The organism is Hymenobacter glacialis, from assembly GCF_001816165.1.
GTDB classification, from domain to species: domain Bacteria; phylum Bacteroidota; class Bacteroidia; order Cytophagales; family Hymenobacteraceae; genus Hymenobacter; species Hymenobacter glacialis.
In genome coordinates this window covers 138,256-161,654 of sequence record NZ_MDZC01000101.1, presented here as the reverse complement: position 1 = coordinate 161,654, position 23,399 = coordinate 138,256, and the positions used below count along the sequence as shown (strand labels likewise).

Annotated in this window: 16 protein-coding genes; 7 read left to right on the top strand and 9 right to left on the bottom strand. The window is 56.6% G+C overall.

The features are described from left to right. Positions 1 to 155 precede the first annotated feature (155 nt). Positions 156 to 1,562: an ATP-dependent protease ATPase subunit HslU gene (gene hslU / locus BEN48_RS15450; RefSeq protein ID WP_070735855.1), complete on the top strand. Its 1,407-nt coding sequence runs from the start codon at positions 156 to 158 to the stop codon at positions 1,560 to 1,562. 349 nt (positions 1,563 to 1,911) lie between these two features. On the opposite strand, the gene BEN48_RS15445 is transcribed toward hslU, so the two are convergent. The 6 genes from BEN48_RS15445 to BEN48_RS19250 all read right to left on the bottom strand — a co-directional run bounded on the left by BEN48_RS15445 (position 1,912) and on the right by BEN48_RS19250 (position 13,948). Beyond that, positions 1,912 to 3,015, bottom strand: coding sequence for a RagB/SusD family nutrient uptake outer membrane protein (locus BEN48_RS15445; RefSeq protein ID WP_206599873.1), 1,104 nt, complete (start codon positions 3,013 to 3,015; stop codon positions 1,912 to 1,914). Positions 3,016 to 3,336: 321 nt separating this feature from the next. Further along, positions 3,337 to 6,495 carry a SusC/RagA family TonB-linked outer membrane protein gene (locus BEN48_RS15440; RefSeq protein WP_262490092.1) on the bottom strand — a complete coding sequence of 1,053 codons (3,159 nt, stop codon included), beginning with the start codon at positions 6,493 to 6,495 and terminating at the stop codon, positions 3,337 to 3,339. Between the two features lie 825 nt (positions 6,496 to 7,320). Beyond that, positions 7,321 to 8,151 carry a hypothetical protein gene (locus BEN48_RS15435; protein WP_070735852.1) on the bottom strand — a complete coding sequence of 277 codons (831 nt, stop codon included), beginning with the start codon at positions 8,149 to 8,151 and terminating at the stop codon, positions 7,321 to 7,323. A 73-nt stretch (positions 8,152 to 8,224) separates the two neighbouring features. Next, positions 8,225 to 9,685 (bottom strand): SusD/RagB family nutrient-binding outer membrane lipoprotein, encoded by a 1,461-nt coding sequence (locus BEN48_RS15430; protein ID WP_070735851.1) that lies wholly within the window; start codon positions 9,683 to 9,685, stop codon positions 8,225 to 8,227. A 20-nt stretch (positions 9,686 to 9,705) separates the two neighbouring features. Beyond that, on the bottom strand, positions 9,706 to 12,873 hold the full coding sequence (locus BEN48_RS15425; protein ID WP_070735849.1) for a SusC/RagA family TonB-linked outer membrane protein: 3,168 nt from the start codon (positions 12,871 to 12,873) through the stop codon (positions 9,706 to 9,708). A gap of 919 nt (positions 12,874 to 13,792) precedes the next feature. Further along, a complete protein-coding gene (locus tag BEN48_RS19250; protein ID WP_162274739.1) occupies positions 13,793 to 13,948 on the bottom strand; it encodes a hypothetical protein in 156 nt (51 codons plus the stop codon). Between BEN48_RS19250 and BEN48_RS15420 the strand changes: the two genes are divergently transcribed. Together BEN48_RS15420 and BEN48_RS15415 are read left to right on the top strand one after the other, a co-directional pair. Next, positions 13,883 to 16,861 (top strand): SusC/RagA family TonB-linked outer membrane protein, encoded by a 2,979-nt coding sequence (locus BEN48_RS15420; RefSeq protein WP_070735847.1) that lies wholly within the window; start codon positions 13,883 to 13,885, stop codon positions 16,859 to 16,861. The two genes, BEN48_RS19250 and BEN48_RS15420, sit on opposite strands and share 66 nt — an antisense overlap. Positions 16,862 to 16,944: 83 nt before the next feature. Beyond that, a complete protein-coding gene (locus BEN48_RS15415) occupies positions 16,945 to 18,279 on the top strand; it encodes a RagB/SusD family nutrient uptake outer membrane protein (protein WP_158010213.1) in 1,335 nt (444 codons plus the stop codon). A gap of 342 nt (positions 18,280 to 18,621) precedes the next feature. Here the strand turns inward: BEN48_RS15415 and prfB are convergent. Next, positions 18,622 to 19,699, bottom strand: a protein-coding gene (gene prfB / locus BEN48_RS15410) for a peptide chain release factor 2 (RefSeq protein ID WP_125932682.1) whose coding sequence is annotated in 2 segments (ribosomal slippage) — positions 18,622 to 19,638 and positions 19,640 to 19,699 — 1,077 coding nt in all. Because the reading frame shifts where the segments join, the coding sequence is not laid out codon by codon here. Between the two features lie 228 nt (positions 19,700 to 19,927). Here prfB and BEN48_RS15405 point away from each other — a divergent pair. Genes BEN48_RS15405 through BEN48_RS15390 form a run of 4 tightly spaced genes read left to right on the top strand, consistent with a single transcriptional unit; the run spans position 19,928 to position 22,382 of the window. Then, positions 19,928 to 20,302 (top strand): CZB domain-containing protein, encoded by a 375-nt coding sequence (locus tag BEN48_RS15405; protein ID WP_070735841.1) that lies wholly within the window; start codon positions 19,928 to 19,930, stop codon positions 20,300 to 20,302. A gap of 23 nt (positions 20,303 to 20,325) precedes the next feature. Beyond that, a complete protein-coding gene (locus tag BEN48_RS15400; RefSeq protein ID WP_070735840.1) occupies positions 20,326 to 21,528 on the top strand; it encodes a sensor histidine kinase in 1,203 nt (400 codons plus the stop codon). Continuing rightward, entirely contained in the window at positions 21,483 to 21,881 is a 399-nt protein-coding gene (locus tag BEN48_RS15395; RefSeq protein ID WP_070735839.1) for a sensor histidine kinase, read from the top strand. The genes BEN48_RS15400 and BEN48_RS15395 overlap by 46 nt, the downstream gene beginning before the upstream one ends. Before the next feature lie 57 nt (positions 21,882 to 21,938). Further along, a complete protein-coding gene (locus tag BEN48_RS15390; RefSeq protein ID WP_070735838.1) occupies positions 21,939 to 22,382 on the top strand; it encodes a response regulator in 444 nt (147 codons plus the stop codon). 21 nt (positions 22,383 to 22,403) lie between these two features. Here BEN48_RS15390 and BEN48_RS15385 read toward each other — a convergent pair whose 3' ends face one another. Both BEN48_RS15385 and BEN48_RS15380 read right to left on the bottom strand, forming a co-directional pair. Further along, positions 22,404 to 22,979: a ribonuclease HII gene (locus tag BEN48_RS15385; protein WP_070735889.1), complete on the bottom strand. Its 576-nt coding sequence runs from the start codon at positions 22,977 to 22,979 to the stop codon at positions 22,404 to 22,406. 148 nt (positions 22,980 to 23,127) lie between these two features. After that, the gene (locus tag BEN48_RS15380) at positions 23,128 to 23,391 is read right to left on the bottom strand and encodes a hypothetical protein (RefSeq protein WP_070735836.1); all 264 of its coding nucleotides are present in this window, start codon (positions 23,389 to 23,391) and stop codon (positions 23,128 to 23,130) included. Positions 23,392 to 23,399 lie beyond the last annotated feature (8 nt).

Genomic DNA, 23,399 nt, shown 5'->3' with positions numbered 1-23,399 from the left:
CTACCACTTGCCTATTTGAAAAAAACTGTCATCCTGAGCGCAGCGAAGGACCTTAGGGCCGTAGAACGATTGTAGTAGCTGCAAGCCGTACTACCGTGGCAAGGTCCTTCGCTGCGCTCAGGATGACAGTTTTTTGTTCGCTTTCCCCATTCCCCATGCTCAATCAGGACTTCCTTACCCCGGCCCAAATCGTGGCCGAGCTCGATAAATACATCATTGGCCAGCACGAGGCCAAGCGGCACGTGGCCATTGCGCTACGCAACCGCTGGCGCCGCCTGCATGCTCCCCTCGATATGCAGGCTGAGATTGTGCCGAATAACATCCTCATGATTGGGGCCACTGGCGTGGGCAAAACTGAAATAGCCCGCCGCCTGGCGCACCTCGCCGATGCCCCGTTTGTGAAGGTGGAGGCCAGCAAATTCACGGAAGTGGGCTATGTGGGTCGCGACGTGGAAAGCATGGTGCGCGACCTGGCCGAGCAGAGCTTTAGCCGCGTGAAGGCCCGCCGCCAGGAAGCCGTGAAAGCCCAGGCCGCCGACGCCGTGGAAGAGCTGATTCTGGACGCCCTGATTCCGGCCATGCCCCGGCCCGCGGGCGCCAAGCCGGGCGTGGGGTTCGGCAGCAGCGGCCCCGACGACGTGCCGCAGTCCGACTCTGAACTCAACGAGCGCACCCGCGAGCGGTTCCGGCAGAAGATTAAGGATGGCGAGCTGGAAGACCGCAAAATTGAGATTCAGGTGGCGCAGGCCGGGCCCAGCGTGGGCCTGATGGGCGCCCCTCCCGGCATGGACGAAAGCACGCTCTCGGGCCTGCAGGACATGCTGGGCAACATGATGCCCAAGAAAACCCGCAAGCGCAAAGTGACCGTGGCCGAAGCCCGCAAGCTCTTGCTCGACGAGGAAGCAGCCAAGCTCATTGACATGGACGAGGTGAAGGACGAAGCCATTCGCCAGTGCGAAAATGCCGGCATCATCTTCATCGATGAAATAGACAAAGTGGCCAGCAGCGGCGGCAAAAGCGGTGGCGGCGGACCCGATGTGAGCCGCCAGGGCGTGCAGCGCGACCTGCTGCCCATCGTAGAAGGCTCGGCCGTGAGCACGAAGTACGGCATCGTCAACACCGACCACATCCTGTTCATTGCCGCCGGTGCCTTCCACGTTAGCAAGCCCTCTGACCTGATTCCGGAGCTGCAAGGCCGCTTCCCCATTCGTGTGGAGCTGCAGAGCCTCACCAAAGAAGACTTTTTCCGCATCCTCAAGGACCCCAAAAATGCCCTTACCAAGCAATATGAGGCCCTGCTAAAAGCCGAGGAAGTAGAACTCACCTTCGACGATGCCGCGCTGGAGCGGGTAGCCGAAATTGCTTCTGAAGTAAACGCCGAGGTTGAGAACATCGGTGCGCGCCGCCTGCACACGGTGATGAGCCGGCTGCTGAACGACATCCTCTACGACGTGCCCGACAAGATTGGCCCCAATGCCCGCATCCTTATCACTGCCGAGCTGGTAAACGCGCGGCTAACCGACATGGTAAAAAACCGGGATTTGAGCCAGTACATTCTTTAAGTACGAATGCAGAAGTAAGCGTATGCGCTGGTCAGACCGCCTAGGGCGGTCTGACCGGTTGTCGTCAGACCGAAACTGCTGGTGCTTCAACCGGTCAGACCGCCTGGGGCGGTCAGACCAGTAGGCCCGAATCGAAAAAGACCGGTCATGCTTCGGCTGCGCGGACGCCAGATGAGCATGACGCTCTAAATGCAGTATGCTTGCATCTGCACGGATGCTTAATTCAGGCCGCTAGATAAGCACGACCAATTTTTGTACTGCGATACCTTTTGTAGAAGTCAATTGAACAAAAAAATCCCCGACCAGTAATGGCCGGGGGTTTTTTTGTTCAATTGACTTCTGCAGTAACCTAGTAACCAGGGTTCTGCTCAATCAGATTGTTGGTGAGCTGTACCTCGCGCAACGGAATGGGGAAGAGGTTCCGGAACGTTTCAGCATAAGTCGGCAAAGCCGTCTGTATTCTGTTAGTGCGGCGCAGGTCCATCCAGTAGATGCCTTCGTAAGCAAATTCCAAGCGGCGCTGTAGCAGGATATCAGTGATGAGGGCTGCAGCAGTAGTGGCTGTGGTTGGAGCCAGGCCGGCCCGGGTGCGAATCATGTTCAGGTTGGTGGTAGCCTCAGCCAGAGCACCGGTCTGAGCAGCAGCCTCAGCAATGGTAAGTACTACCTCAGCATAGCGAATTATGTTGAAACGGTCATCGCGGGTCGACGTACGGTAGTACTTCTGGGTAGTGCCAGGAGACAGGGTAAACGGCGCACCTGCCACGGTGATAGAGGTAGTGGCGGTTACTACGTTAATGGCACGGCGCAGGTCACCAGCTGGGTGAGCCGCGGCGATGGTGGTGCCTGGGTCAAACTCGTTGCGACCACCGGGAGCAGGGTACCAAAAGAAGGCGTACGAGTTCTGGTCCGTGTTCGAGAAAAACAGCTGCCAGAGAGCATCGGGCGTTGTTGTGCCAGTGGGAGCAGAGGTAGCAAAGCCTGCAACTGCGGGCACTTGCTTCGCAAACGACAGAGCTTCGGCAAACTTGCGCTCCCGTAGCTCAAATCGAGCACGCAGGGCCAGGGCCGACGATTTGGTGATGCGGTTGCTGCCGGCACCGGGCTGCAGGTTGGCGATGGCGAAATCGAGGTCTGCCCGAATAGCGGCAGCCACTTCGGCTTCCGAAGCGCGTGCAATGGCTGCGGTTTCTGGGCCAATGGCAGTAGTAGGAGCCAGGCGCAACGGCACCCCACGGCCACCGGTGAACCCGTAGCCCTGGGTGCTGCCACCCCACAAGGCCAGCAGGTCCATGTAAGCCAAGGCGCGGATACCACGTGCCTGGGCTATCGTTGCTGCTTGCGGAAAAGCAGGGTCCGAAATTTTCTCGCTTTGCTGAATCAGATAGTTAGCCCGGCTGATGGCCTGATAGATGGCGTTCCAGGTATTGCCTACTTGGATGTTGTCAGGCAAAGTTTGGTTCTGATTGATGACCCCGTAGGTAGTAACAAAAGTTCCTACGTGAAGCATGTCTCCGGATATCAAATCAGAGATTGAGGGGAACGACAGGCCGTAGTAATTACCGGCCTGAAGTGCGTCATAGGTGCCCAGCAAGCCGGCAGCAGCATCCTCTTTAGTTGAGAAGCCAGTTTCGGAGCTCACGCTGTTGAACGGCTCTACGTTGACCGCTTTATCACATGCTCCTACCGCCAGACCCAAGCTTAAAAGCAGGGCTGAACGGGTAGCCAGCTGACGAAAATTCATTATTTGCATGATTATATAGAGTCAAAAAGATTAGAAGCCGAGCGTAACGCCACCGGTGATGGTGCGGGCCTGGGGGTAGGTGAAGAAGTCGGTACCCAGCGAGGTGTTGGTGCCGCTAAAGGTGCTCACTTCGGGGTCGAGACCCGAATAGTTGGTGAAGGTTACCAAGTTCTGCGCCTGGGCGTAGATGCGAATCGTGCGGATGTGGGCACGGGTGGCCAGCGCCGTAGGCAGGGTGTAGCCCAGGGTGAGGCTCTTCAGGCGGGCATACGAGCCATCTTCCAGGAAACGGTCCGAGGTACGGTTGTTCTGGTTCGGGTCGCCGAATACGGCACGGGGAATATCGGTGTTGGTGTTGGTGGGAGTCCAGCGGTTCAACACTTCTACGTCCTGGCTGTACGTGGTGCTCATACCTTGGGTGAAGGCCTTCGAGTTGTTGTAAACCTTGTTGCCTACGTTGTACTGCAGGAACGCGCTCAGGTCGAAGCCCATGTACCGGAAGGTGTTGGTGAGGCCACCTAGGAACTTTGGCTGGGCATTGCCCATGATTTCCTGGTCGTCGGCAGTAATGCGGCCGTCACCGTTGAGGTCCTTGAACTTAATGTCGCCGGGGCGGGTGTTGACCGACTGGTAGCGAGCAGTTGTAGTGTTGGTTTTAGCCTGGGCTTCGGTATCCAGCTGGTTGATTTCCTCCTGCGTCTGGAAAATGCGGTCAACGCGGTAGCCATAGAAGGCACCCAGTGGCTGGCCAACAATCAGACGGCTGGCAAAACCTGCCGCCTGACCCGTAGCGGCCAGGTCTGACAGCTTGGTCACCTTGTTGCGATTGAAGCTGATATTGAAGTTAGTTTCCCAGTTGAAACCGGTGCCTTCGTTGCGGAAGTTCAGGGTCGTCAGAGCGAATTCTATGCCTTTGTTCTCGATGTTACCAATGTTGGCGCTGTAGCCCGTGAAGCCGGTATCAGCACCGAGGCGCTGATTCAGCAGCAGGTCGTCGGTCTTGCGCTGGTAGATATCAGCCGAAACATAGAAACGGTTCTGTAGGAAGCCGAAGTCAATACCAGCGTTGGCCTGCCGGGTGCGCTCCCACTTCAGGTCGGGATTGGCCAGCTGCGTGAGGGCCAGACCGCCTTGGTCGAGGTAGTTAGCACCGGGGCCAATCAGACCGCGCGAACCGAAGTTGGCAGTGGGCTGGTTGCCGGTTTCGCCGTAGCTACCGCGCACCTTCAACTCGCTCATCACCGTCTGGTCTTTCAGGAAAGATTCGTCCAGTACACGCCAGCCGGCCGATACTGCCGGGAAGTAGCCAACCTGGTTGTCCTTACCAAAACGCGACGACTGGTCGCGGCGAATAGAAGCACCGAGCAGGTAGCGACCCTTGAACGAGTAGTCAAGCTTTGCCAGGGTGCCAAACAATGCGTTGCCAGTCGAGCTGGTTGTTGCAATCGTTTTGTTGGCGCCAGCCGAAAGCTCACGAATGGCGTTGCTGGGGAAGCCCGTGGCTTGCGCAAACGTGGTGCTTTCCTTGTCGCGCTGGAACTCGGCTACGAGCAGACCGCTAACGTTGTGGTCATCAGCAAACGTCTTCGAGTAGGTGAAGGCGCTGATGTGGTTGTAGTTCAAATCCTGCAGAGTGCCTACGGTAGCTTCACCGCTTACGGAAGCACCTGCGTTGGTCAGGGTCGAGTAGAAACGGTCATCGCGGCCGTAGGTGAAATCGAGGCCAAAAGTGGCGCGGTACTTCAGGTTCTTGATGAATTCGAATTCAGCGAACTGGCTGCCGATGAGGCGGTTGTTAACGCTCCGGATAAACGGCTCTTTTGCTGCGGCAACGGGGTTCTCCAGGGAGCCGTCTTTGTAGTAAGTACCATCTGGGCGGAAGATGGGCAGGTCGCGGGCATACAGGCGAGCCGTCGTCAATACCCCGAAGATGCTGTTGTCGTTGTTGATACGGTTGTTCACGCTCTGGGTCAGGCCCATGGAAGTACCCATCCGTACCTTGTCAGTCACTTTGTTGTCCAGGGTCAACCGCGCGCTGCCGCGGGCAAAGCCCGAGCCCACGATGGTGCCTTCCTGGTCAAAGTAGTTCACGGCCACCCGGTAGCGGTTGGCATCGGTACCACCCGAGAAGGTAAGACCGTAGTTGCTGATTGGAGCCGTGCGCAATACCTCTTTCACGTAGTCGGTGTTGGTAGCAGTGCTGGGGTCCTGGAATTGGCTGAGCGGGCGGATGAAGTTGCCTGCTGGGTCATTATAGGAAGATATGCCGTTGACGGTCGTGACACGGGAAGCTGCTTGGCCATTGTAGATGAAAGCAGCGGCATCGGCGTTGGTGCGGAAAACCCTGCTGCCCACGGGAAAGTTACCGTTGGCGTTGGCTGGAAAGCGGTTGGCAACGGCATCAAGGAAGAGCTGCGTTTGCTGCTCGCCCGTGATGATTTCGGGGCGCTTCCATACCGATTGCGCACCGGTATAGTAGTCTACATCAATCCGGGCTTTGCCAGACTTACCACGCTTGGTGGTGATGAGTACCACGCCATTGGAAGCCCGCGAGCCGTAGATAGCAGCCGAGGCAGCATCTTTCAGGACTTCGATGGATTCAATGTCGTTGGGGTTGATGTCGTTCAGGCCGTTGGTGCCCTGGTTGCCAGCACCCAGCTGCGAGGTGTTGCCCGTGTTTACTGGCAAGCCGTCAACTACGTACAAAGGCTCGTTGCTGGCGCCAATAGAAGCTGCGCCACGCACCCGTACGCTGATACCCGAACCGGGCGTACCCGAGCTCTGGGTTACCTGCACACCGGCTGCCCGGCCCTGCAGGGCCTGGTCTACACCAATGATGGGCTGGTCCTTAAAATCGGAAGCTTTTACCGAGGCAATGGAGCCGATAACGTCCCGACGCTCTTGCTGAGCACCGTAGCCGGTTACCACTACTTCGTTCAGTTGCTTGGTGTCGGTGGCCAAAGCAACAGCGAACTGAGAATTTGAGCCAATAACCCGCTCTTGCGTGGTCATGCCTATCGAGCTGAACACCAGCGTGCCGCCGGCTTCTGGTACTGATAGGCTGAAAGCACCGTCAGCGTTAGAAGAAACACCGTTGGTGGTGCCTTTCAGCAGAACGGTCACGCCTGGTAAACCGCTGCCCGTAGATTGGTCGGTCACACGCCCGGTTATAGTCCGGGTTTGTGCCATCGCCCCCTGAAGGAGAGTAAACATGAGCACAAGACTCATGAGTATGATTTTTTTCATGGACAAAACGTTAAAGTAAAAAAAGTTAGGTGAGCATTGTACTACCAAAAATAAGGCAAAAGACTTGAAACTGGGCAATAAACCACCCTTGTTTTACCAAAAATTACATACATCTTCAATAAACGACCCAGATAATGCAATTATCGTAATGGAATAATCTAATACGAGAAGTGCAGACCGCGCTTTTGACAAATTGCATTCCACATACTATATATAGTATTTATATGCACAACATTGCGTTGATTGAAACGGTACATCGTGACGTTTTCATGTGTCAAGTTTCCAGTCGCAACCCACCTACACTCTTAACTGAGTTGTAAGGTGCAGGCGGATGCCCTCGAGAGGAAGCCTCCATCTTCCTGAATCCATCCTGTTTCCTGCTGAAGTAGCAGGCAAGTAGGTTGCAAAATTCCCCAAATTCTATCGAGTCCCTTATAATGGAAGCATTTCTAAGGACTCGTGTAAGCACTCGTGCAGAAGTAAGCGTACTGCATTTAGAACGTCATGCTCATCTGGCGTCCGCGCAGCCGAAGCAGCTCTACCGCGTAACGAATCAGTTTACTGCTGCGGTAGAGCTGCTTCGGCTGCGCAGACGCCACATGAGTATAACTGCCTTGGTTGCTGCGGGCACTCTTGTCCGACTACTCAAGTAGCGAGGAATGCATTCTTAATCGCAGGGCGGTAGAACAAACCCCACAAAAAAGCCTTCCCGACCATGTGGTCAGGAAGGCTTTTCAACTGTGGGCAACCGGAGTCGCCGAACGAAAACTATTGAACTAACACGGCGGTGAAGAAGCGCCGCTCGGTTTCGCCGTTGCCGGTAGCCTCAACAGTAAGCGTGTAAGTGTTGTCCGGACGCGTCGACGCAGTCGACGTCGCGCCTACGGGAGCCCCATCAGCTGCAGCGCGCAGGCTGTTGGCGGGGATGGTTACCGTAGCCACGCCGTTGGTAACCGGGAAGGTGCCCAAGTTGACGGTTCTGACCGTACCCGTGGTGTAGTTCGAAACGATGCTCACCGTGGTGGCGCCCGCGGCGCTGATTTTCAGCGTCAGGGTGCTGCCTATTTTATAATCGGCAGTGGTTTTGTCGAAGGCGTCATCGAATACGATGTTTATCTTGGGTTGAACCAGCACTGCGGTGAAGAAGCGCCGCTCGGTTACGCCGTTGCCGGTAGCATCCACGGTGAGGGTGTAGGTATTGGCCGGACGCGTCGCTGCAGTAGCCGGCGCGCCCACGGGAGCCCCATCAGCTGTAGCGCGCGCGCCCACGGGAGCCCCGTCAGCCGCAGCGCGCAGGCTGTTGGCGGGGATGGTTACCGTTGCCACGCCATTGGTTACCGGGAAGGTGCCCAGATTGGCGGTTCTAACCGTGCCGGTGGTGTAGTTCGTGATGATGCTCACCGTGCTGGCGCCCTCAGCGCGAATCTTCAGCGTCAGGGTGCTGCCTATTTTGTAGTCGGCAGTGGTTTTGTCGATGGCGTCATCAAACACGATGCTCATCTTGGGTCCAACGTTGAGGTTGGGCTCATCTTTTTCGCAGCTGGCCAGCGTAAACAAGGCCAGCAGCAAAAACAACAGGTTAAAAGAGCTTTTTTTCATAAACGGGAAAATTAAAAAGGAGAAATAAATCCGGAGGCGGCAGCCAAGCTTTTCCGCCTCCGGAAATTATCGGCTAGCGGCCTGGGTCCCAGAAAACGGAAGGGGTCGTCAGGTTGGGCCGGGCTGGCGTGTTGACAGGGTTAGCCACGCGCTCCAGGTCGGGGTAGGGGAGTATGCGCAGTATCTGGGGCTGCAGGGCACCCACGGGCAACGGCAGCACCGGGAAGCCCGTGCGGCGGTAGTCCGTCCAAGGCTCTACGGCTACACCGAAGTTTGCTATGAATTTCTCTTCAATAATCTGCTGAATGGCGTTACCGGCCGTGAACACCGGGCGGGCCGCGATGTAAGCGGTAATGTCGGCAGCCGCTACGTTGGCCGAAGTCATCGAAGCCGTGATGCCAGCGTTGAACGACGTCCGGGCAAGGGTCAGGTTGCCGGTGCGGGCGTAGTACTCGGCCAAGATGAAGTTGTGCTCAGCGAAAGTCAGCATCCGGATGGGTGCCGAGCCGTCGTAGTCGTTGATGCCCGTACCGGTACGAGCGCCCCGCAGGTAGGTACCCATGCGCGAGAAGCTGATGTTGGGAGCACCGGCGGCACCGGTTCCGTTTTGAGCCCCTACATAGGTAGTGCTACCCGCTGGGAAGGGAGTCAGGAAGGTAGTGCGACGGGGGTCGGCTTTGGCATTCATCAGGTTCACCAGCGTGGCGCTGGGGAAGAAAGTGCTGGGACGCGACTTCTCGAACTGGTCGATGGGGTTGTTCTTGTTGGCTGCAGGCTCAAAATCCATTTGGAAGTTGTCGGCGTTGCTGGCCATTACCGGGCCCGCTGCCAGTACAGCTGCGAAGCTTGCATTGGACGTTGTCGACAGCTTGGGGAAGGAGTGCAGGTACAGGCGCAGCTTCAGCGTGTTGGCAAACTTCTCCCACTTAGCCAGGTCGCCGGCATAAATGAGGTCATCGGCCGCTGGTTTGAAAGCCGAGGGCTTCTTCAAGTCTGCAATGCCCGAGTTCAGCATCGTGATGATGCTGGCGTACACCTCGCTCGAAGGGTCGTATTTCGGCTGCAGGTTCTGGTCGAACTTGAGGGCTTCCGTAATTGGAATATCGCCAAAGGAATCCGTGGTCACGGAGAACAGGAAGCCTTGCATAATCTTGGCCACGCCCGAGTAAGCAGGGCTGGCATCCTGGGCTTGGTCCGCCAGCTTTTGCAAGTCGGCCTGCGCGCCACCGTAGATGCCACCCCGCCACGCGTTGTTGAGGTCCGTGGCCGAGATGTTGTAGCGGTCGTATTCGGCCGTCTGAATGCCCGAACCGCCCTGCCCGGCAAACTGCTGGGCAATGAGGGAGGTATAGCGGTGCAGGTCAGACCCCATCAGGAAACCCAGGTGCGACTGGCCTGCTACGAGAACGTTGGCAGGTGGTGCTTGCAGAACTGAGTTGGGGTTTTGGTTGATATCCAAAAATTTGTCGCACGAGCTCAGGGCAAGCAGGCTTGCTACCAGTGCGAACGAAGTGGTCCGGTTGTGAACTTTCATGATATAGAAGAAAGTAGAAATTAGAAAGTAAGCCGAATCGAACCGCCGTATGTGCGCGACTGGGGCAGGGAGTTGAACTCCAGGCCCTGCGAGTTGCTCTGGCCCTGGGCGTTCACCTCGGGGTCAATGTGCGGGATGTTCGGAGCGTAGAGGAATACGTTACGGGCATTGAGGCCCAGTTCTACACCGCCCAGGAAAGTTTTTTCGGTCAGCGTCTTGGGCAAGGCATAGGACAGCGCCAATTCGCGCAGACGAACCCATGAGCCGTCGAACACCACGAATTCAGCACGGCCAAAACCGTACAAGTCGTCAAAATAGTTCTCCGCCGTAATCTGCACGTTGTTGGTGCGGAACGTGCCGTCAGGATTGCGAATCACCCCGTCAATGATGTAGGTCTTGTCGCGGTTGCCGGTCTCAACGGCCGCGCCCTGGCGACGAACGTCGCTGATGTTACGCGAAATGATGTCGCCACCATAACGGATGTCCAGCAGCGAACTCAGCGTGAGGCCTTTGAAAGTGAAGTTGTTGGTGAAGCCACCGGTCCACTGAGGATTGGGGTTGCCCACAATCTGGTTGTCTTGAGCCAATACGGCACGGCCTCTGTCGGTGAGCAGCAAGCGGCCGGTAGGACGGCCTTTCTCGTCCACGCTTTCGCGCTGGAACACGCTGCCGAAAATGACACCGTAAGGCTGGCCGGCAATCAGACGGGTGCTGGGCGTTACAAAACCACCCAGGGTGATTTGGGTTACGCCGGGAGCCAGCTCCAATACTTTGTTGCGCACGCGCGAAAAGTTGAAGGAGTTGCTGTAGGTGAAGTTGCTCAGCTTAACCGGAATGGTGCTAAGCATCAGTTCAACGCCCTTCGCCTCCGACTTACCGATGTTCTGGAAAGCATTGGTGAAGCCCGATGCCGCCGCCACTGGTACGGCGAAGATGATGTCGGAGCTCTTTTGCTCGTAGTAGGTAGCTTCCAGGGCCACGCGGCCACCAAAGAAGCTCAGGTCCACGCCGCCTTCATAGCTGGTCGTGAACTCTGGGCCCAAGTTAGGATTGCCACCGGTGTTGTCCAGCGACTGGCCAAGCTGCCCCCGGAAGGGGAATGTCAGGCGAGGGCCAAAGCCGTCTACCGGTACGTTGGTGGCATCGAAGTAGGTGTCGGTTACGTACTCAGGAGCCTCGCGGCCTACCGTTGCGGCAGCGGCACGCAGCTTCACCAGGTTGATAACGGTGCTTTCTTTCAGCGTGGGCAGCGCGTCGCTGAGCACTACGCTGGTCGAAACGCCGGGGTAGAAGTAGCTGCGCTTGCTCTTGCCGAAGGTCGATGAGTAGTCGTTCCGGCCCGTCAGGTTCAGAAAGGCAAACTCGCGGAAGTTCAATCCCAGGTCGCCGTAGAAGCCAATCAGGCGGCGCTTGTTCTGGGTAGCGAAAGGCTGGTAGGTTTTGGTGTTGGTGATGTTGTCAAAGCCACGCACCTGAATGTCGGTACCTACGATACCGATGTCGTTTGAAGAGCGCTGGTTGATTTCGTTGCCCACCAACAGACGGGCACCGAAGTCTTCGGTGATGTTGCGCTTCAGGGTCAGGTTGAGGTAAGAGCTGGTTTCGGTGCGGCTGAACGATTCGTCGAGAATGTTGCCCACGGCACCACCGGCACCACCGGCGATGTTCGAGCCGCGGCTGTCGCGGGCGTTCACCGACTTAATGATTTGGTTGTAGGTGTCCGTACCGATTTTGTAGTCAACCGACAACCAATCCGTGAAGTCGTAGCCAATGCTGGCGTTGCCTACTATGCGGTTGATTTTGTCGTTGTAGGTGTTGTTTTTGATGGTCCACAAGGGGTTGTCATCGTTGCTGTACCACGTGTTGTCGGGACGAATGCCAAACACCGCAGCACCCTGCTGGCCACCGTTGGGCAGCTCGAAGGGGTAGCGCTTCAGGTCGAAGGTGCGGGGCAGGAAGTACGTACGAAAGAACGGGTTCACCAGTGCGTTGCCCTGGGGCGTACGCTCCGAGCGGTTGTTGGTGTACACCATGTTCACACCCGACCGCAGCTTGTTGGTGAGCTGAGCGGTACCGTTAAAGGTAAGCGTGTTGCGCTGCAGGTTGTTGTTGTCCAGAATGCCGCTCTCGTTCAGGTTGCCATAAGCAGCGTAGTAACGAGTCTTGTCGGTAGCTCCCGACAGGGCAATGTTGTTCTGGAAGTTAGAGCCGGTTTTGAAGATGTCCTTAACGTTGTCGGGCTGAATGGTCAGCACTTCGTCTTCGCCGCGGAAGTTCTTCACCGTCTGGCCCGTTACGAGGGGGCCCCACGAGCCGTTGCTCAGGGGGTTGAACTGACCCAGGTTGCCCTGGCCGTAGGTGTTCTGGTACTCGGGCAGGCGGCCCACCTTCACGATGTTGTAGTTGGAGCTCACCGAAACGCTTTGCTTCTTGGAACCCAGCGTAGCGCCTTTCTTGGTGGTGATGAGGATGGCGCCCGAAGCCGCCCGCGAGCCGTAGAGCACGGCAGCAGCCGGGCCTTTCAGCACCGAAATGCTTTCCACGTCGTCCTGGTTGATGTCGATGGCACGGTTCGAGTTGGCCACGCCGTTTTGCAGGGCGTTTCCGCCGCCGCCGTTGTCAATCGGAATACCGTCAACTACGAATAGTGGCTGGTTGCTGCCGGTGAACGTAGTCATGCCGCGAATGAAGATGCTGGACGAAGCGCCCACCATGCCGCTGGCACCCTGCACGCGCACGCCAGCTACTTTAGCCGTCAGCGAGTTAGAGATGTTGGTAGCACGGGCCTGAGTCAGCTCCTGGTTCTTCACCTCGGAAACCGAGAAACCCACTGCCTTCTTTTCCTGCTCACGGCCGAAGGCCGTTACCACCACTTCGCTGAGTTGTTTGGCGTCCTGCGCCAACGCAATAGTGAACTTCGAATCGGCGCCAATGGGGCGCTCCTGCGTAGCCATGCCAACCGAGCTGATTACCAATGACCCACCGGTAGCCGGCACCGTCAGGGTAAACGTACCATCTGCGTTACTGGATACCCCGTTGGTGGTACCTTTTTCCAGGATGGTCACGCCGGGTAGGCCATCACCGGTTTTTTGGTCGGTTACTCGCCCCGAAATGGTCCTTGTCTGCGCCAAGGCCCCCTGGAGGAAAGTAAACATGAGCACGAGGCTCATGAATAGAATTTTTTTCATGGAGAAATAAAATGGGTGAAAGAAAAAAAAGAAGTATCGACTTTACTTCTCAAAAATAGGGAGCGTAGGCCACACTGTAAGCTAATTGTTGAGTTTACATAGCCCTAAAAGCAATAAATTTAAAAAATGCAGGCAAGTCTGGATATTCTGAATGTTCAATTTATGCCCGCTGGTGCTTTTGGAGGTGAGGCTTAATCCCAGAATTACAGCTTAGTACGCTCCGGTTACATAGCTGCTCGGGGCCAGGACGGCGTAACTAGCAATATTTCGCCATTATGTGGCCACCAGCTTGCTTAAAGCCAGAGGAATGCAGGCGATTGCCTGCCTGCCTGCCTTAAAGCTGCTTATTTGGGGTACGGGAACCGTCAATGTTGCTGGGGTTAAAACGTGAGGTTTGCCAGCTGTCCAAAGTGTTATAGTCCATTGCCATAAGCCCGGCAACCGGTTATGGAGAATGCGCCATTACTCGCCAATCGGCTACAAGGCCAATTATGCGGCAGGAGGGAAGGGTTATAAGCCAAGAAGGCTACTTCTCACAGAGGCAAAGGAGCGCAGGATGGTGTCGGGAAATAGTTCGTGACGATAGAGCTGCAATAAGTGCTTTAGTGCGGCTTTTTAGAGACGAATAGTGGTTGGCCGGTAGGGTTGAAATGGCCCTGGCTGGTGAGTACGGGGCCTTTGATAATAGATGCTGATGGGTGCGCTAAAATGGCCGTTGAGTCAGGCCAACTACTCCTTCCATCGTTTTGGCCGTCAACCTTTATTAAATAGGAGTTGCATTTTTCTGGAAAGTATGGGGTGCTGGCTCAACTGCGCAGGCAGTATAGAAGGCCTACTGCCTGGTTTAGATTGCCCCAGGAGCTGCTCAATGCACTTGCGGCATTGTTGGATTAACAAATAAACTTGTAATACCTTGCCGCTACATTGACCTTTTAAAAGCACTTTTTACTTTTTTCCCACCTTCACTTTTCTCATTTTTCACTTTTTCACTCACCACTTTCATCCCTACATGAAACACTTTTTTTTCATGGTCGTCTTCCTGATGACTTGCCTGTTGCAGCAGGCGGTTGCCCAAGACAAGTCAGTATCCGGAAGGGTCACTGACGGTACCAATGGTTCGGGCGTGCCCGGTGTAACGGTACTCGCCAAAGGCACTAAGGTTGGTACTGCTACCAATTCCGATGGTCAGTTCACGCTTTCCGTGCCTGCTGCCACCACCACCCTCCAGTTCAGCTCCATTGGGTACAAAACCACGGAGCGCGACATCACTTCCACGGCCACGGTCGACGTTGCCCTCGCCGTTGAGGTTCGTAGCCTAGACGAAGTGGTAGTAACCGGTCTGGGCACGAGCGTAGCTCGTTCCAACTCGGCCAACAACGTGGCATCCATCTCGGCTGCCGAGCTGGTGGGCAACACCCGCCCCGCCACGGTAGACGCCGCCATGTATGGCAAGCTCTCGGGCGCCGTTATCACCCAGAACAGCGGTGCCCCCGGTGGAGGTCTTTCGGTGCAGCTGCGGGGTCCATCCTCGATTTCGAACAGCACGGAGCCCCTCTACATCATTGATGGTGTATACGCCAACAACTCCTCATACGACTCCGGTCGTGGTGCCAGTGCCTTTACGGCAGCCGGTGGTAGCCGTCAGGACGGTGCAACCAACCGCATGTCGGACATCAACCCCGACGACATCGAGACCATCGAAGTACTGAAAGGTTCTTCGGCAGCTGCCATCTACGGTACGCGTGCCAACAACGGTGTTATCATCATCACCACCAAGCGTGGCAAAACGGGTCGTACCCAGGTTGGCTTCCGCCAGGACGTGGGCGTGACCACCATTCTGCGTCGCTTGGGCCAGGAAGACTGGACTGCCGACAAAATCCGCAACTTTGGTCGCCTGCGTGGCACCGGCACTGTTGCCGGTGAGATTGCGCGCCTGAATGCTGCACAGGCTGCCGGGCAGATTTACGACTACGAAGACGAGATTTTCGGCAACACCGGTTTCCTGAGCAACACCAACCTCAACGTTTCGGGCGGCAGCGAAAAAGTTCGCTACTACATCTCCGGTTCGAACGCCGACGAAGGAAGCATTGTGAAAAACCTGGGCTTCCGCCGCAGCTCCGTTCGGGCCAACATCAACTCGGACATCAGCAAGAACTTAGAAATCGGCACGCAGACCAACTACACCAACGCTTCTAACCAGCGTGGTTTCACCAACAACGCCAACAACGACGCTTCGGTGAGCTACGCCCTGCCGTACCTGCCGAGCTACGCCAACCTGTTCCCCGTGAACGGCGTGTACCCCGACAACGAATATGCTGGCGAAAACCCCCTGGCTATTCGTGACCGGGCCGTGAACGATGAGAAGACCAACCGTTTCATTCAGACGGGAACGCTGAACTACTACCTCCTACGCAAGGAGCTCACCACCCTGCGCCTGAACGTGCAAGGCGGTGTAGACTACACCCTCACCGAGCAGGAGCTTTACCTGCCCGACGATTTGCAGTCGCAGCGTGCCAACGCCAACCCCGGTGCCTCGCGCTTTTCGAAGAACCGCCAGCTCAACACCAACCTTAACACCATCCTCGTCCTCAACCACCAGGTTGGTAAAGTAGGCTTGACGTCGCAGGCTGGTTTCGTGCGCCTGTCGCAGAACTTCGACGGTTCCTTCACCCAGGGCGAAGGCCTGATTCCCGGCACCCGCAACCCTGCGCTTGCCAAGATTCAAACGCTGGGCCAGGCTTTCACGCGGGTAACTGACATTGGCTACTTCGCGCAGCAGGAAGCCAACTTCGACGACAAGGTGATTGCAGCATTGGGCATCCGGGCAGACAAAAGCACCTTGAACTCGGATGAGAACAAGATGTATTTCTTCCCCAAGGCTTCGTTGGCTCTCAACATCGCCAAATTTGACTTCTGGACGATTGACAAAGTGAGCCAGTTCAAGGTGCGTGCTGCGTACGGCGAAACCGGTGGCGCCGCTGGCTTTGGTGACTACTTCAGCCGCCTGTTGAGCGTGAGCGTTGACAACCGTCTGGGCCTGCGCAACTCCACCCTCATTGGCTACGACAAAGTGGCTCCTGAGCGTGCTACGGAATTGGAAGCCGGCGTGGACCTGGGTTTCTTGAACAACCGCATTACCCTGGAGGCTACGGTGTACCGTAAGAACGTGAAAGACCTCATTCTTACTCGCCCGCTGGCTCCTTCTACTGGCGCTGCCAGCGTGACCGGTTTCCCCATCGGCGACATGGTTAACAAAGGCATTGAACTGGGCCTGGCCGTTACGGCCATCGACCGTCCTAACTTCCGTTACAACAACCGCACCCAGTTTTGGCTGAACCGCACCGAAGTAACCAAGTTGGACGTGGCCACCCAGATTGTGGGCCCAGGCTTCGGTAACTTCTTCGGCCGCAACCAGCTGAAGCTGAACGAATCGCCGACCCGTTGGTTTGGTGCGCCACTGGTGAACGGCCAGCTGACCCCTTACCAGGAGTCGCAGCCTAAGTTCCAGATGACGTTTGCCAACAACTTCACCATCATGAAGAACATCGACTTCTCGTTCCTCATCCACGTGAAAGAAGGCGGCTACAACAGCACGCTCACGCAGCTGCTCTACGACGAAGGGGGTACAACCAAGGATTACAGCAACGACCCTCAGACTGCCGCCGATGGCTCCCTGACCACGCTCGGCGAGCGTCGTTACAACCAGGAGACTGCCGGTTTCATTCAGAACGCCAGCTACATGAAGCTGCGTGAGGTTTCCCTGTACTACACGTTCCAGAAAGCAGCTTTGGGTGAAACCTTCGGCCGCGCATTGGAGCGCGTAAAAGTTGGTGTTTCCGGGAACAATCTTTTCCTCATTACACCTTACAAAGGAGGCTACGACCCTGAAGTTTCGGCTTTTGGTAGCCGTCCGGTTGGAGGCAACATCGACCTGGCTGCTTTCCCTAGCGCCCGTCGTATGTTCTTCCACTTGGCCCTGGATTTTTAAGCCTTCCTTGGTAACTCATTCCTCGCTTCATTTCAATTATAAAGATGTATAAACACTTAACCAAAGCCCTATGCCTAGGCGGTATGGTGCTTTCCTTGGGCTCTTGCAGTTTCTTCGAACTGGAAGATGTATCGGACCCCAACTTTCCGGACCGCACGGCCTTTCTAGCCAACCCTACCAAGTCGCAGCTGGACTTTCTGGCTACGGGTACTTTCTCCGACCTGCGTACCAACGGTAGCGGCACCGGCCAGGGCATCCTGCTGGCCTACCAGGTTCCGGGCGTGATAGGCCGGGAAATCTACGTGCTTTCGACGTCGGATAACCGCTACGTGACCGAGCTGTTGGGCATCAACCCTATTGATAACGCCAACTACCTGAGCGGTTACTTCGGCGCTTACTCTTCGGCTCGCCGCACGGCCCGCACCCTGGCCGACGCAGCTACCAACAGCCCCCAGATTACCGAGGAGCAGCGCAATGGCTACCTGGGCTTCGCCAACACGGCTGAAGCTTATGCCATGCTGATTCTGTCGGATTTGCAGTACGAAAACGGCCTGCGCATTGACGTGTCTGACCCGCTAAAGCCGGGTAAGATTCAGCCCTACCCGCAGGTAATAGCTGCCATCAAAGCCAAGCTTGACCTCGCTGCTACTCAGTTCGCAAAAGCGGGCGCTACGTTGCCATTCCCGGTTCCCTCCGGTTTTGCCAGCTTCAACACCCCAGCCACCATGCTGCGCTTCAACCGTGCACTGGCTGCCCGGACGGCAATTCGGACCAACAATTACGCAGACGCACTGGCAGCCGTGCAGGCAAGCTTTTTCAGCCTGACAGCTTCTCCCACGGCGGGCCCGTTGTTTAACTACGGCGGCGCAAACCCCGACGTGTTCAACTCCCTTTTCCAGGTTCCTAACAGCAAAGGTTCTACTGTAGTGGTAGCGCACCCTTCGTTTATCACGGACATTCGCCCCACCGACACCCGCGTGAGCAAAGTCCGCAAGCGTGACCTGCGCTCTACCACGGGTTTGAGCTCGGAGTATGAGCCCGCTATCTACGCCAGCAACACGGCTCCGATTCCGGTTATCAAAAACGAGGAACTCATCCTGATTGCTGCGGAAGCATACCTGCTTGGTACCACTACCAAAGACAAGGCTAAGGCAGTAGAGGCAATCAATGTGTTGGCCAATTTCTACAAAGTAGCTCCTGTTACTATTGCTGATTCGGACGCCAAACTCCTGAATGAGATTCTCTACCACCGCCGCTACTCGCTCTTCTATGAAGGCCAGCGGTGGGTTGACCTGCGTCGTCTGAACCGCTTGGGTGACATTACTCCCGAGACGACTTCCGATGGCAAGAAAACCACCGTGCTTAAGCAAATGCCCCTGCCCTTCGCTGAAGTGCAGTGGGACGTTTCTAACCCCTAAGGTGCGTTTAGTGTCACAAAAAAAAGCCCTCCGCATTTGCGGAGGGCTTTTTTTTGTGGCAGCCAATCCTTAAGTAGTCGCGCAAAAGTAAGTACTGGCGCATAAGTAGCCGTATTCGATTCGGGCCTACTGGTCAGACCGCCCTAAGCGGTCTGACCAAAGCATACGCTTACTTCTGCATTCGTACTTAACCGTAGCAAAAAAGGCGGTCATGCTGAGCTTGCCGAAGCATCTCTACCGCGTAAGCAATCAGTTTACTACTGCGGTAGAGCTGCTTCGGCTGCGCGGACGCCAGATGAGCATGATGTTCTAAATGCAGTACGCTTACTTCTGCACGAGTACTTAGCTCTGCATCAAGAAACCCTTGATGTATTCATCCAGGTCGCCGTCGAGCACGTTCTGCACGTCGGTGCGCTCGATGCCCGTGCGCAGGTCCTTGATGAGCTTATACGGGTGCAGCACGTAGTTGCGAATCTGCGAGCCAAAGTCGATGCGCTTTTTGGTCGCTTCCACTTTGTCGCGCTCGGCGTGGCGCTTGTCCATCTCAATCTGGTAGAGGCGCGACTTAAGCATGCGCAGGGCGTGCTCCTTGTTCATGAGCTGGCTCCGCTCAATCTGCACGGCGATGATGATACCGGACGGCGCGTGGGTCAGGCGCACGGCGGTTTCCACCTTGTTCACGTTCTGCCCACCGGCGCCACCGGCCCGGAAGGTATCCCAGGAGATATCGGCCGGGTTGATGTCGATGGTAATGGTGTCATCGATGACCGGGTAGGCAAACACGGAGGCAAACGACGTGTGGCGCCGGCCGCTGCTGTCGAACGGCGACATGCGCACCAGCCGGTGCACGCCAATTTCGCTTTTGAGGTAACCATAGGCAAAATCACCGTCGATTTCCAACGACGCCGACTTGATGCCCGCGCCCTCGCCCGGCTGGTAGCTGATTTGGCGCACGCCAAAGCCGTGGCTCTCGGCCCACATGATGTACATGCGCATGAGCATTTCGGCCCAGTCCTGGCTTTCGGTGCCCCCGGCGCCGGGGTTGATGTCGATGATGGCCGACAGCTGGTCCTCCTCGTCGGAGAGCATGCGCTTGAACTCCAGGTCTTCTACCTTCTTCATGCTGGCGTCGTAGTCGGCCAGCATTTCGGCTTCCGGCACGTCGCCTTCTTTGTAGAAATCATAGAGCACCTCCGTATCGGCCAGGGCATGCTGCACAGCCTCGTAGTCGTCGGTCCAGGTCTTAATGGCCTTCACCTCGCGCAGCGTGGCTTCGGCGGCTTTGGAGTCGTCCCAGAAGCCCGGGGCGGTGGTTTGTGCCTCGGCGGCAGCTATTTGTTCTTTGCGGGCATCGTAGTCAAAGATACCTCCTCAGGGCCTCGGCGCGGCCCTTCAAGTCCTTTATCTGGTCTTGGGTCATGGTGGGGGATAGGTGAAGGGGCGGCCAAAGTGCCGCAGGGGCCATACGGCCGCACCCATTGGGTTGTCGAAGCACGAAAGTACCTATTTCTGGCTCGTGTCATTAATAACGGTAAAACAGGAGCGTAATTCACGACCTTTGTGAGCAGATGCAGCTGGTTTTTTTGCAACCACCACCGTATAAGAATATGCCACCCAGGAGCAATGTTCTGGGAGAGTAGCATTTCGTATGTCAAACGAAGAAATAAAGCGCGACTTTGAGTCGGCCCACATAAAGCACGTGCATTTCAAGAGCAAGCTGCGTTCTTTCCTGTTTGGCAACGGTGGCGTAGAAGGCCCCTTGCGCGACCCGGAGCAGTGCAGCCTTGGCGTGTGGGTTGCGGCCCGCATGCGGGGCAGTGGTCCTTATGCCCACCTGCCCGAATCCCGGCTCTTTGACCAGCAGCATAAGCTTATCCATAAGGAGGCCAACCGTCTGATGGATATGCACCAGACCGGTAAGGAAGAAGCGGCTATGGCGGGCATGGTGCCGCTACGGGTTATTACCGATGAGATGGCAGGCCTGCTCCGAACCATAGAGGCCAAGCTGCGTAGTGAGGCCTAAAGAAAGCACGGTGGCGCTATTTCATGAAAATTAACCTTACCACAAAGCTGTTTGCTGGGTTTGTAATGCTGCTCGCCCTGTTTTCGGTGGTGGTGGTATTCTTCTACCAGCTAGCCGGACAAGTAGTGCAAAGCGCACAACGCGTGGACACCTCGCAACGCATTTCCAACCGCGGGGCCACGTTGTTGCGCCATGTCATTGACATGCAAACGGGGTTTCGGGGCTATCTACTGATTGGTAACGAGCAAACCCTGGCCCCTTACTATAACGGCGAGCGGCAACTCATCGGCCGATTTGCCGAATTACGAGGCCTAGTGGCCGAACACCCCCTTCAAGTGGAGTTGGTCGACCAAACCGAGCGGCTGTTCAGGCAATGGTCGGATTACAGCCACATGCTGGTGGCTGAAAAACGAGCTGCCCTCCTGCGCGATGCCCAACAAAGTGGCCTCGAGGGAATGGCGCACCGCGGGGTAATAGAGAACCTGAGCGGCAAACGGATGATGGACAGTATTCGCATGCGCCTGGACTCCTTTGAAGAAAGAGAGGCACAGACCCGAGGCCAGCTGCGCCAGCACCTCGACGAAAGCATTATCCGGGCGCAGTGGCTGGCGGCCGGGCTGGCCGTGGCGGCCTTGTTGCTGGGCTTGCTCTGGTCCATTTATATAGTGCGGATTTTTGCCCGGCGCTTGCGCAGCATGCTGGACCTGGCCCGGCGCATGGCCGACGGCGACTACAGCAGCCAGATAGTGGACACGCAGCAAGACGAGGTGAGCGAGTTGACGGCAGCCCTGAACACGATGGCCCTGACAGTGGGTGCCAACATTGGCCAGCTCGAAAGCCGTAACCAGGAGCTGGACCAGTTTGCCTACGTGGTATCTCACGACCTGAAAGCCCCACTGCGCGGCATCGAAAGCGCGTCGCGCTGGATAGAAGAAGACATGGGCCAAGAAAATTTACCACCCCACATCCGGGAGTTTCTGGCCCTGATGCGCCAGCGGGTTCGTCGCATGGAGAAGCTCATTACCGGTATCCTGGACCTGGCCCGGGTAGGGCGGACTTCGCAGGCTGATGAAACGGTGTTTGTGCGCACCCTGCTGCGCGAAATAATCGACTCGCTCAACCGCCGGCGGGCTTCAAAGTGGAGCTGCCGTTTTTCCTGCCTACCCTTACCACCAATGCAGTGCAGCTGCAGCAGGTGTTCACCAACCTCATCAGCAACGCGCTGAAGTACCACGACCACCCTGCCACCGGCACTGTGGAAATAGGCTGCGACGATGCCGGAGATTTCTACCTGTTTTCGGTGGCCGATGACGGGCCGGGCATCGACCCGGAATACCATGAACGGGTTTTTGTCATTTTCCAGACCCTGACCGAACGCGACACCCTGGAAAGCACGGGCGTAGGCCTGGCTATTGTTAAAAAAATAGTAGAGCGCCAAGGTGGGCGTATTAGCATCAAATCGGCCGAGGGTCAGGGGGCTAAGTTCCTTTTCACCTGGCCCAAGCAGTCGGCTAAAGTCAAAAATTTGAGTACTACTGTAGCCAAGGCGCCCAATTCTGCCGTACCACTCACTACCTAAAGCAGTTCTTACTGCTTTTTGCGGGCATATTCCCGTTGTTGAAAAATTGCTAAGCCTATGTCCTCCGACCATCCCACGCCCAGCATTTTGCTCGTGGAAGACGACCAGATGGACGTCATGAATGTGCAGCGCGAGCTGCGACGCCAAAACATTGACGTGCCCCTTGTGCACGCCCGCAACGGCCGCGACGCCCTCAAAATGTTGCGTGGCGAAGGCGATGAAGCCAAGATACAGAAGCCCAGCCTGGTGATGCTCGACATCAACATGCCCCGCATGAACGGCCTAGAGCTGCTCGAAAACCTTCGCGCTGACCCCGAGTTCTCCGACCTGAACGTCTTCATCATGACGACTTCGGACCTGGAATCTGACCGGCTGAAAGCGCAGCAGCTTGCCGTGAGCGGCTACATCATCAAGCCCCTGAGCTTCGATACCTTCGGAGAAGGGGGCACCAGCGTCGACGGCTTTAGCCTGTTCCTCGATTTGCTGAGGCTGAAGTCTTAAACGCCGTCAATAGCAGTCCTTTTACAGCAACCGGAACCCCATGCGGTGGTGCGGACTAGGGCCGTGTGCCCGAATGGCAGCGCGGTGGCTTTGGGTGGGGTATCCCGCATTTTGCTCCCAGCCGTAGGCGGGAAAAGCTGCCGCCAGCGTCTGCATCTGCTCATCGCGAAATGTTTTGGCCAGAACCGATGCGGCGGCAATGCTGCGGTACAGGCCGTCGCCTCCCACCACGCAGGTGTGCGTGAAACCCGGCAGGGGAGGAAATCGGTTGCCGTCGACCAGCAAGTGGGCTGGGGGTATTGCCAGCGCCGCCACGGCCCGGTGCATGGCCAGGTAACTGGCTTGCGCAATGTTGATGCGCCCAATTTCTTCCACCGTGGCCTGGCCAACTGCCCAGGCCACTGCCTCGGCACAGATTATGGGGCGCAGTGCCTCGCGCCGCTTGGCCGTGAGCTGCTTGGAATCGTTGAGAAAGCGTGGGTTGAAATCGTGCGGCAGAATGACGGCCGCGGCAAATACAGGGCCAGCGAGGCAGCCCCGTCCGGCTTCGTCAAGGCCGGCTTCGAGGGCATGACCGGTGTAGGTGGCGAGGAGCATAAACAGGCGAAAAAAGGAACCCCACAAAAGTACAGATGCGCATTACTGCTCGCTGCCCCTCAAAAAATAATGCCTTCGCCCCAGCAGGTTAAAGCTGACGCGAAGGCACTGGGGCAAACTAGGCAGCTTGCATGCTGCTGACTAAATCCTACTTGTGGCCGCCGGCATTGCTGCCAATAACGCCCGGCTCTTCTTCGCCGCGGGTGAAGCCCTGGCTGTCGCGGGGCGCAATGGATTCGTGGATGTTTTCTTCTTCCTGATTGGTCGTATACACGTTGGTGGTGGGACCGAGGCCGCCATTGTGTTTGGCTAGTTCAACTTCGGCCTGGGCATGGTGCAGCGTAAAAAGGGGGTCGCCGGTTTTAATTTCTTCTTTTTTGCCGGCATCGGGTTTTTGGGGAGAATTAGCCATTGCGTTGC

What these genes read in the sequence shown, in the direction of transcription:
- BEN48_RS15405 (WP_070735841.1), top strand. Translation starts at nt 19,928, where the DNA reads ATGTCAAACGAAGAAATAAAGCGCGACTTTGAGTCGGCCCACATAAAG.
- BEN48_RS15425 (WP_070735849.1), bottom strand. Translation starts at nt 12,873, where the DNA reads ATGAAAAAAATTCTATTCATGAGCCTCGTGCTCATGTTTACTTTCCTC.
- BEN48_RS15430 (WP_070735851.1), bottom strand. Translation starts at nt 9,685, where the DNA reads ATGAAAGTTCACAACCGGACCACTTCGTTCGCACTGGTAGCAAGCCTG.
- BEN48_RS15435 (WP_070735852.1), bottom strand. Translation starts at nt 8,151, where the DNA reads ATGAAAAAAAGCTCTTTTAACCTGTTGTTTTTGCTGCTGGCCTTGTTT.
- hslU (WP_070735855.1), top strand. Translation starts at nt 156, where the DNA reads ATGCTCAATCAGGACTTCCTTACCCCGGCCCAAATCGTGGCCGAGCTC.
- BEN48_RS15400 (WP_070735840.1), top strand. Translation starts at nt 20,326, where the DNA reads ATGAAAATTAACCTTACCACAAAGCTGTTTGCTGGGTTTGTAATGCTG.
- BEN48_RS15390 (WP_070735838.1), top strand. Translation starts at nt 21,939, where the DNA reads ATGTCCTCCGACCATCCCACGCCCAGCATTTTGCTCGTGGAAGACGAC.
- BEN48_RS15440 (WP_262490092.1), bottom strand. Translation starts at nt 6,495, where the DNA reads ATGGCACAAACCCGGACTATAACCGGGCGTGTGACCGACCAATCTACG.
- BEN48_RS15420 (WP_070735847.1), top strand. Translation starts at nt 13,883, where the DNA reads ATGAAACACTTTTTTTTCATGGTCGTCTTCCTGATGACTTGCCTGTTG.
- BEN48_RS15380 (WP_070735836.1), bottom strand. Translation starts at nt 23,391, where the DNA reads ATGGCTAATTCTCCCCAAAAACCCGATGCCGGCAAAAAAGAAGAAATT.
- BEN48_RS15385 (WP_070735889.1), bottom strand. Translation starts at nt 22,979, where the DNA reads ATGCTCCTCGCCACCTACACCGGTCATGCCCTCGAAGCCGGCCTTGAC.
- BEN48_RS15415 (WP_158010213.1), top strand. Translation starts at nt 16,945, where the DNA reads ATGGTGCTTTCCTTGGGCTCTTGCAGTTTCTTCGAACTGGAAGATGTA.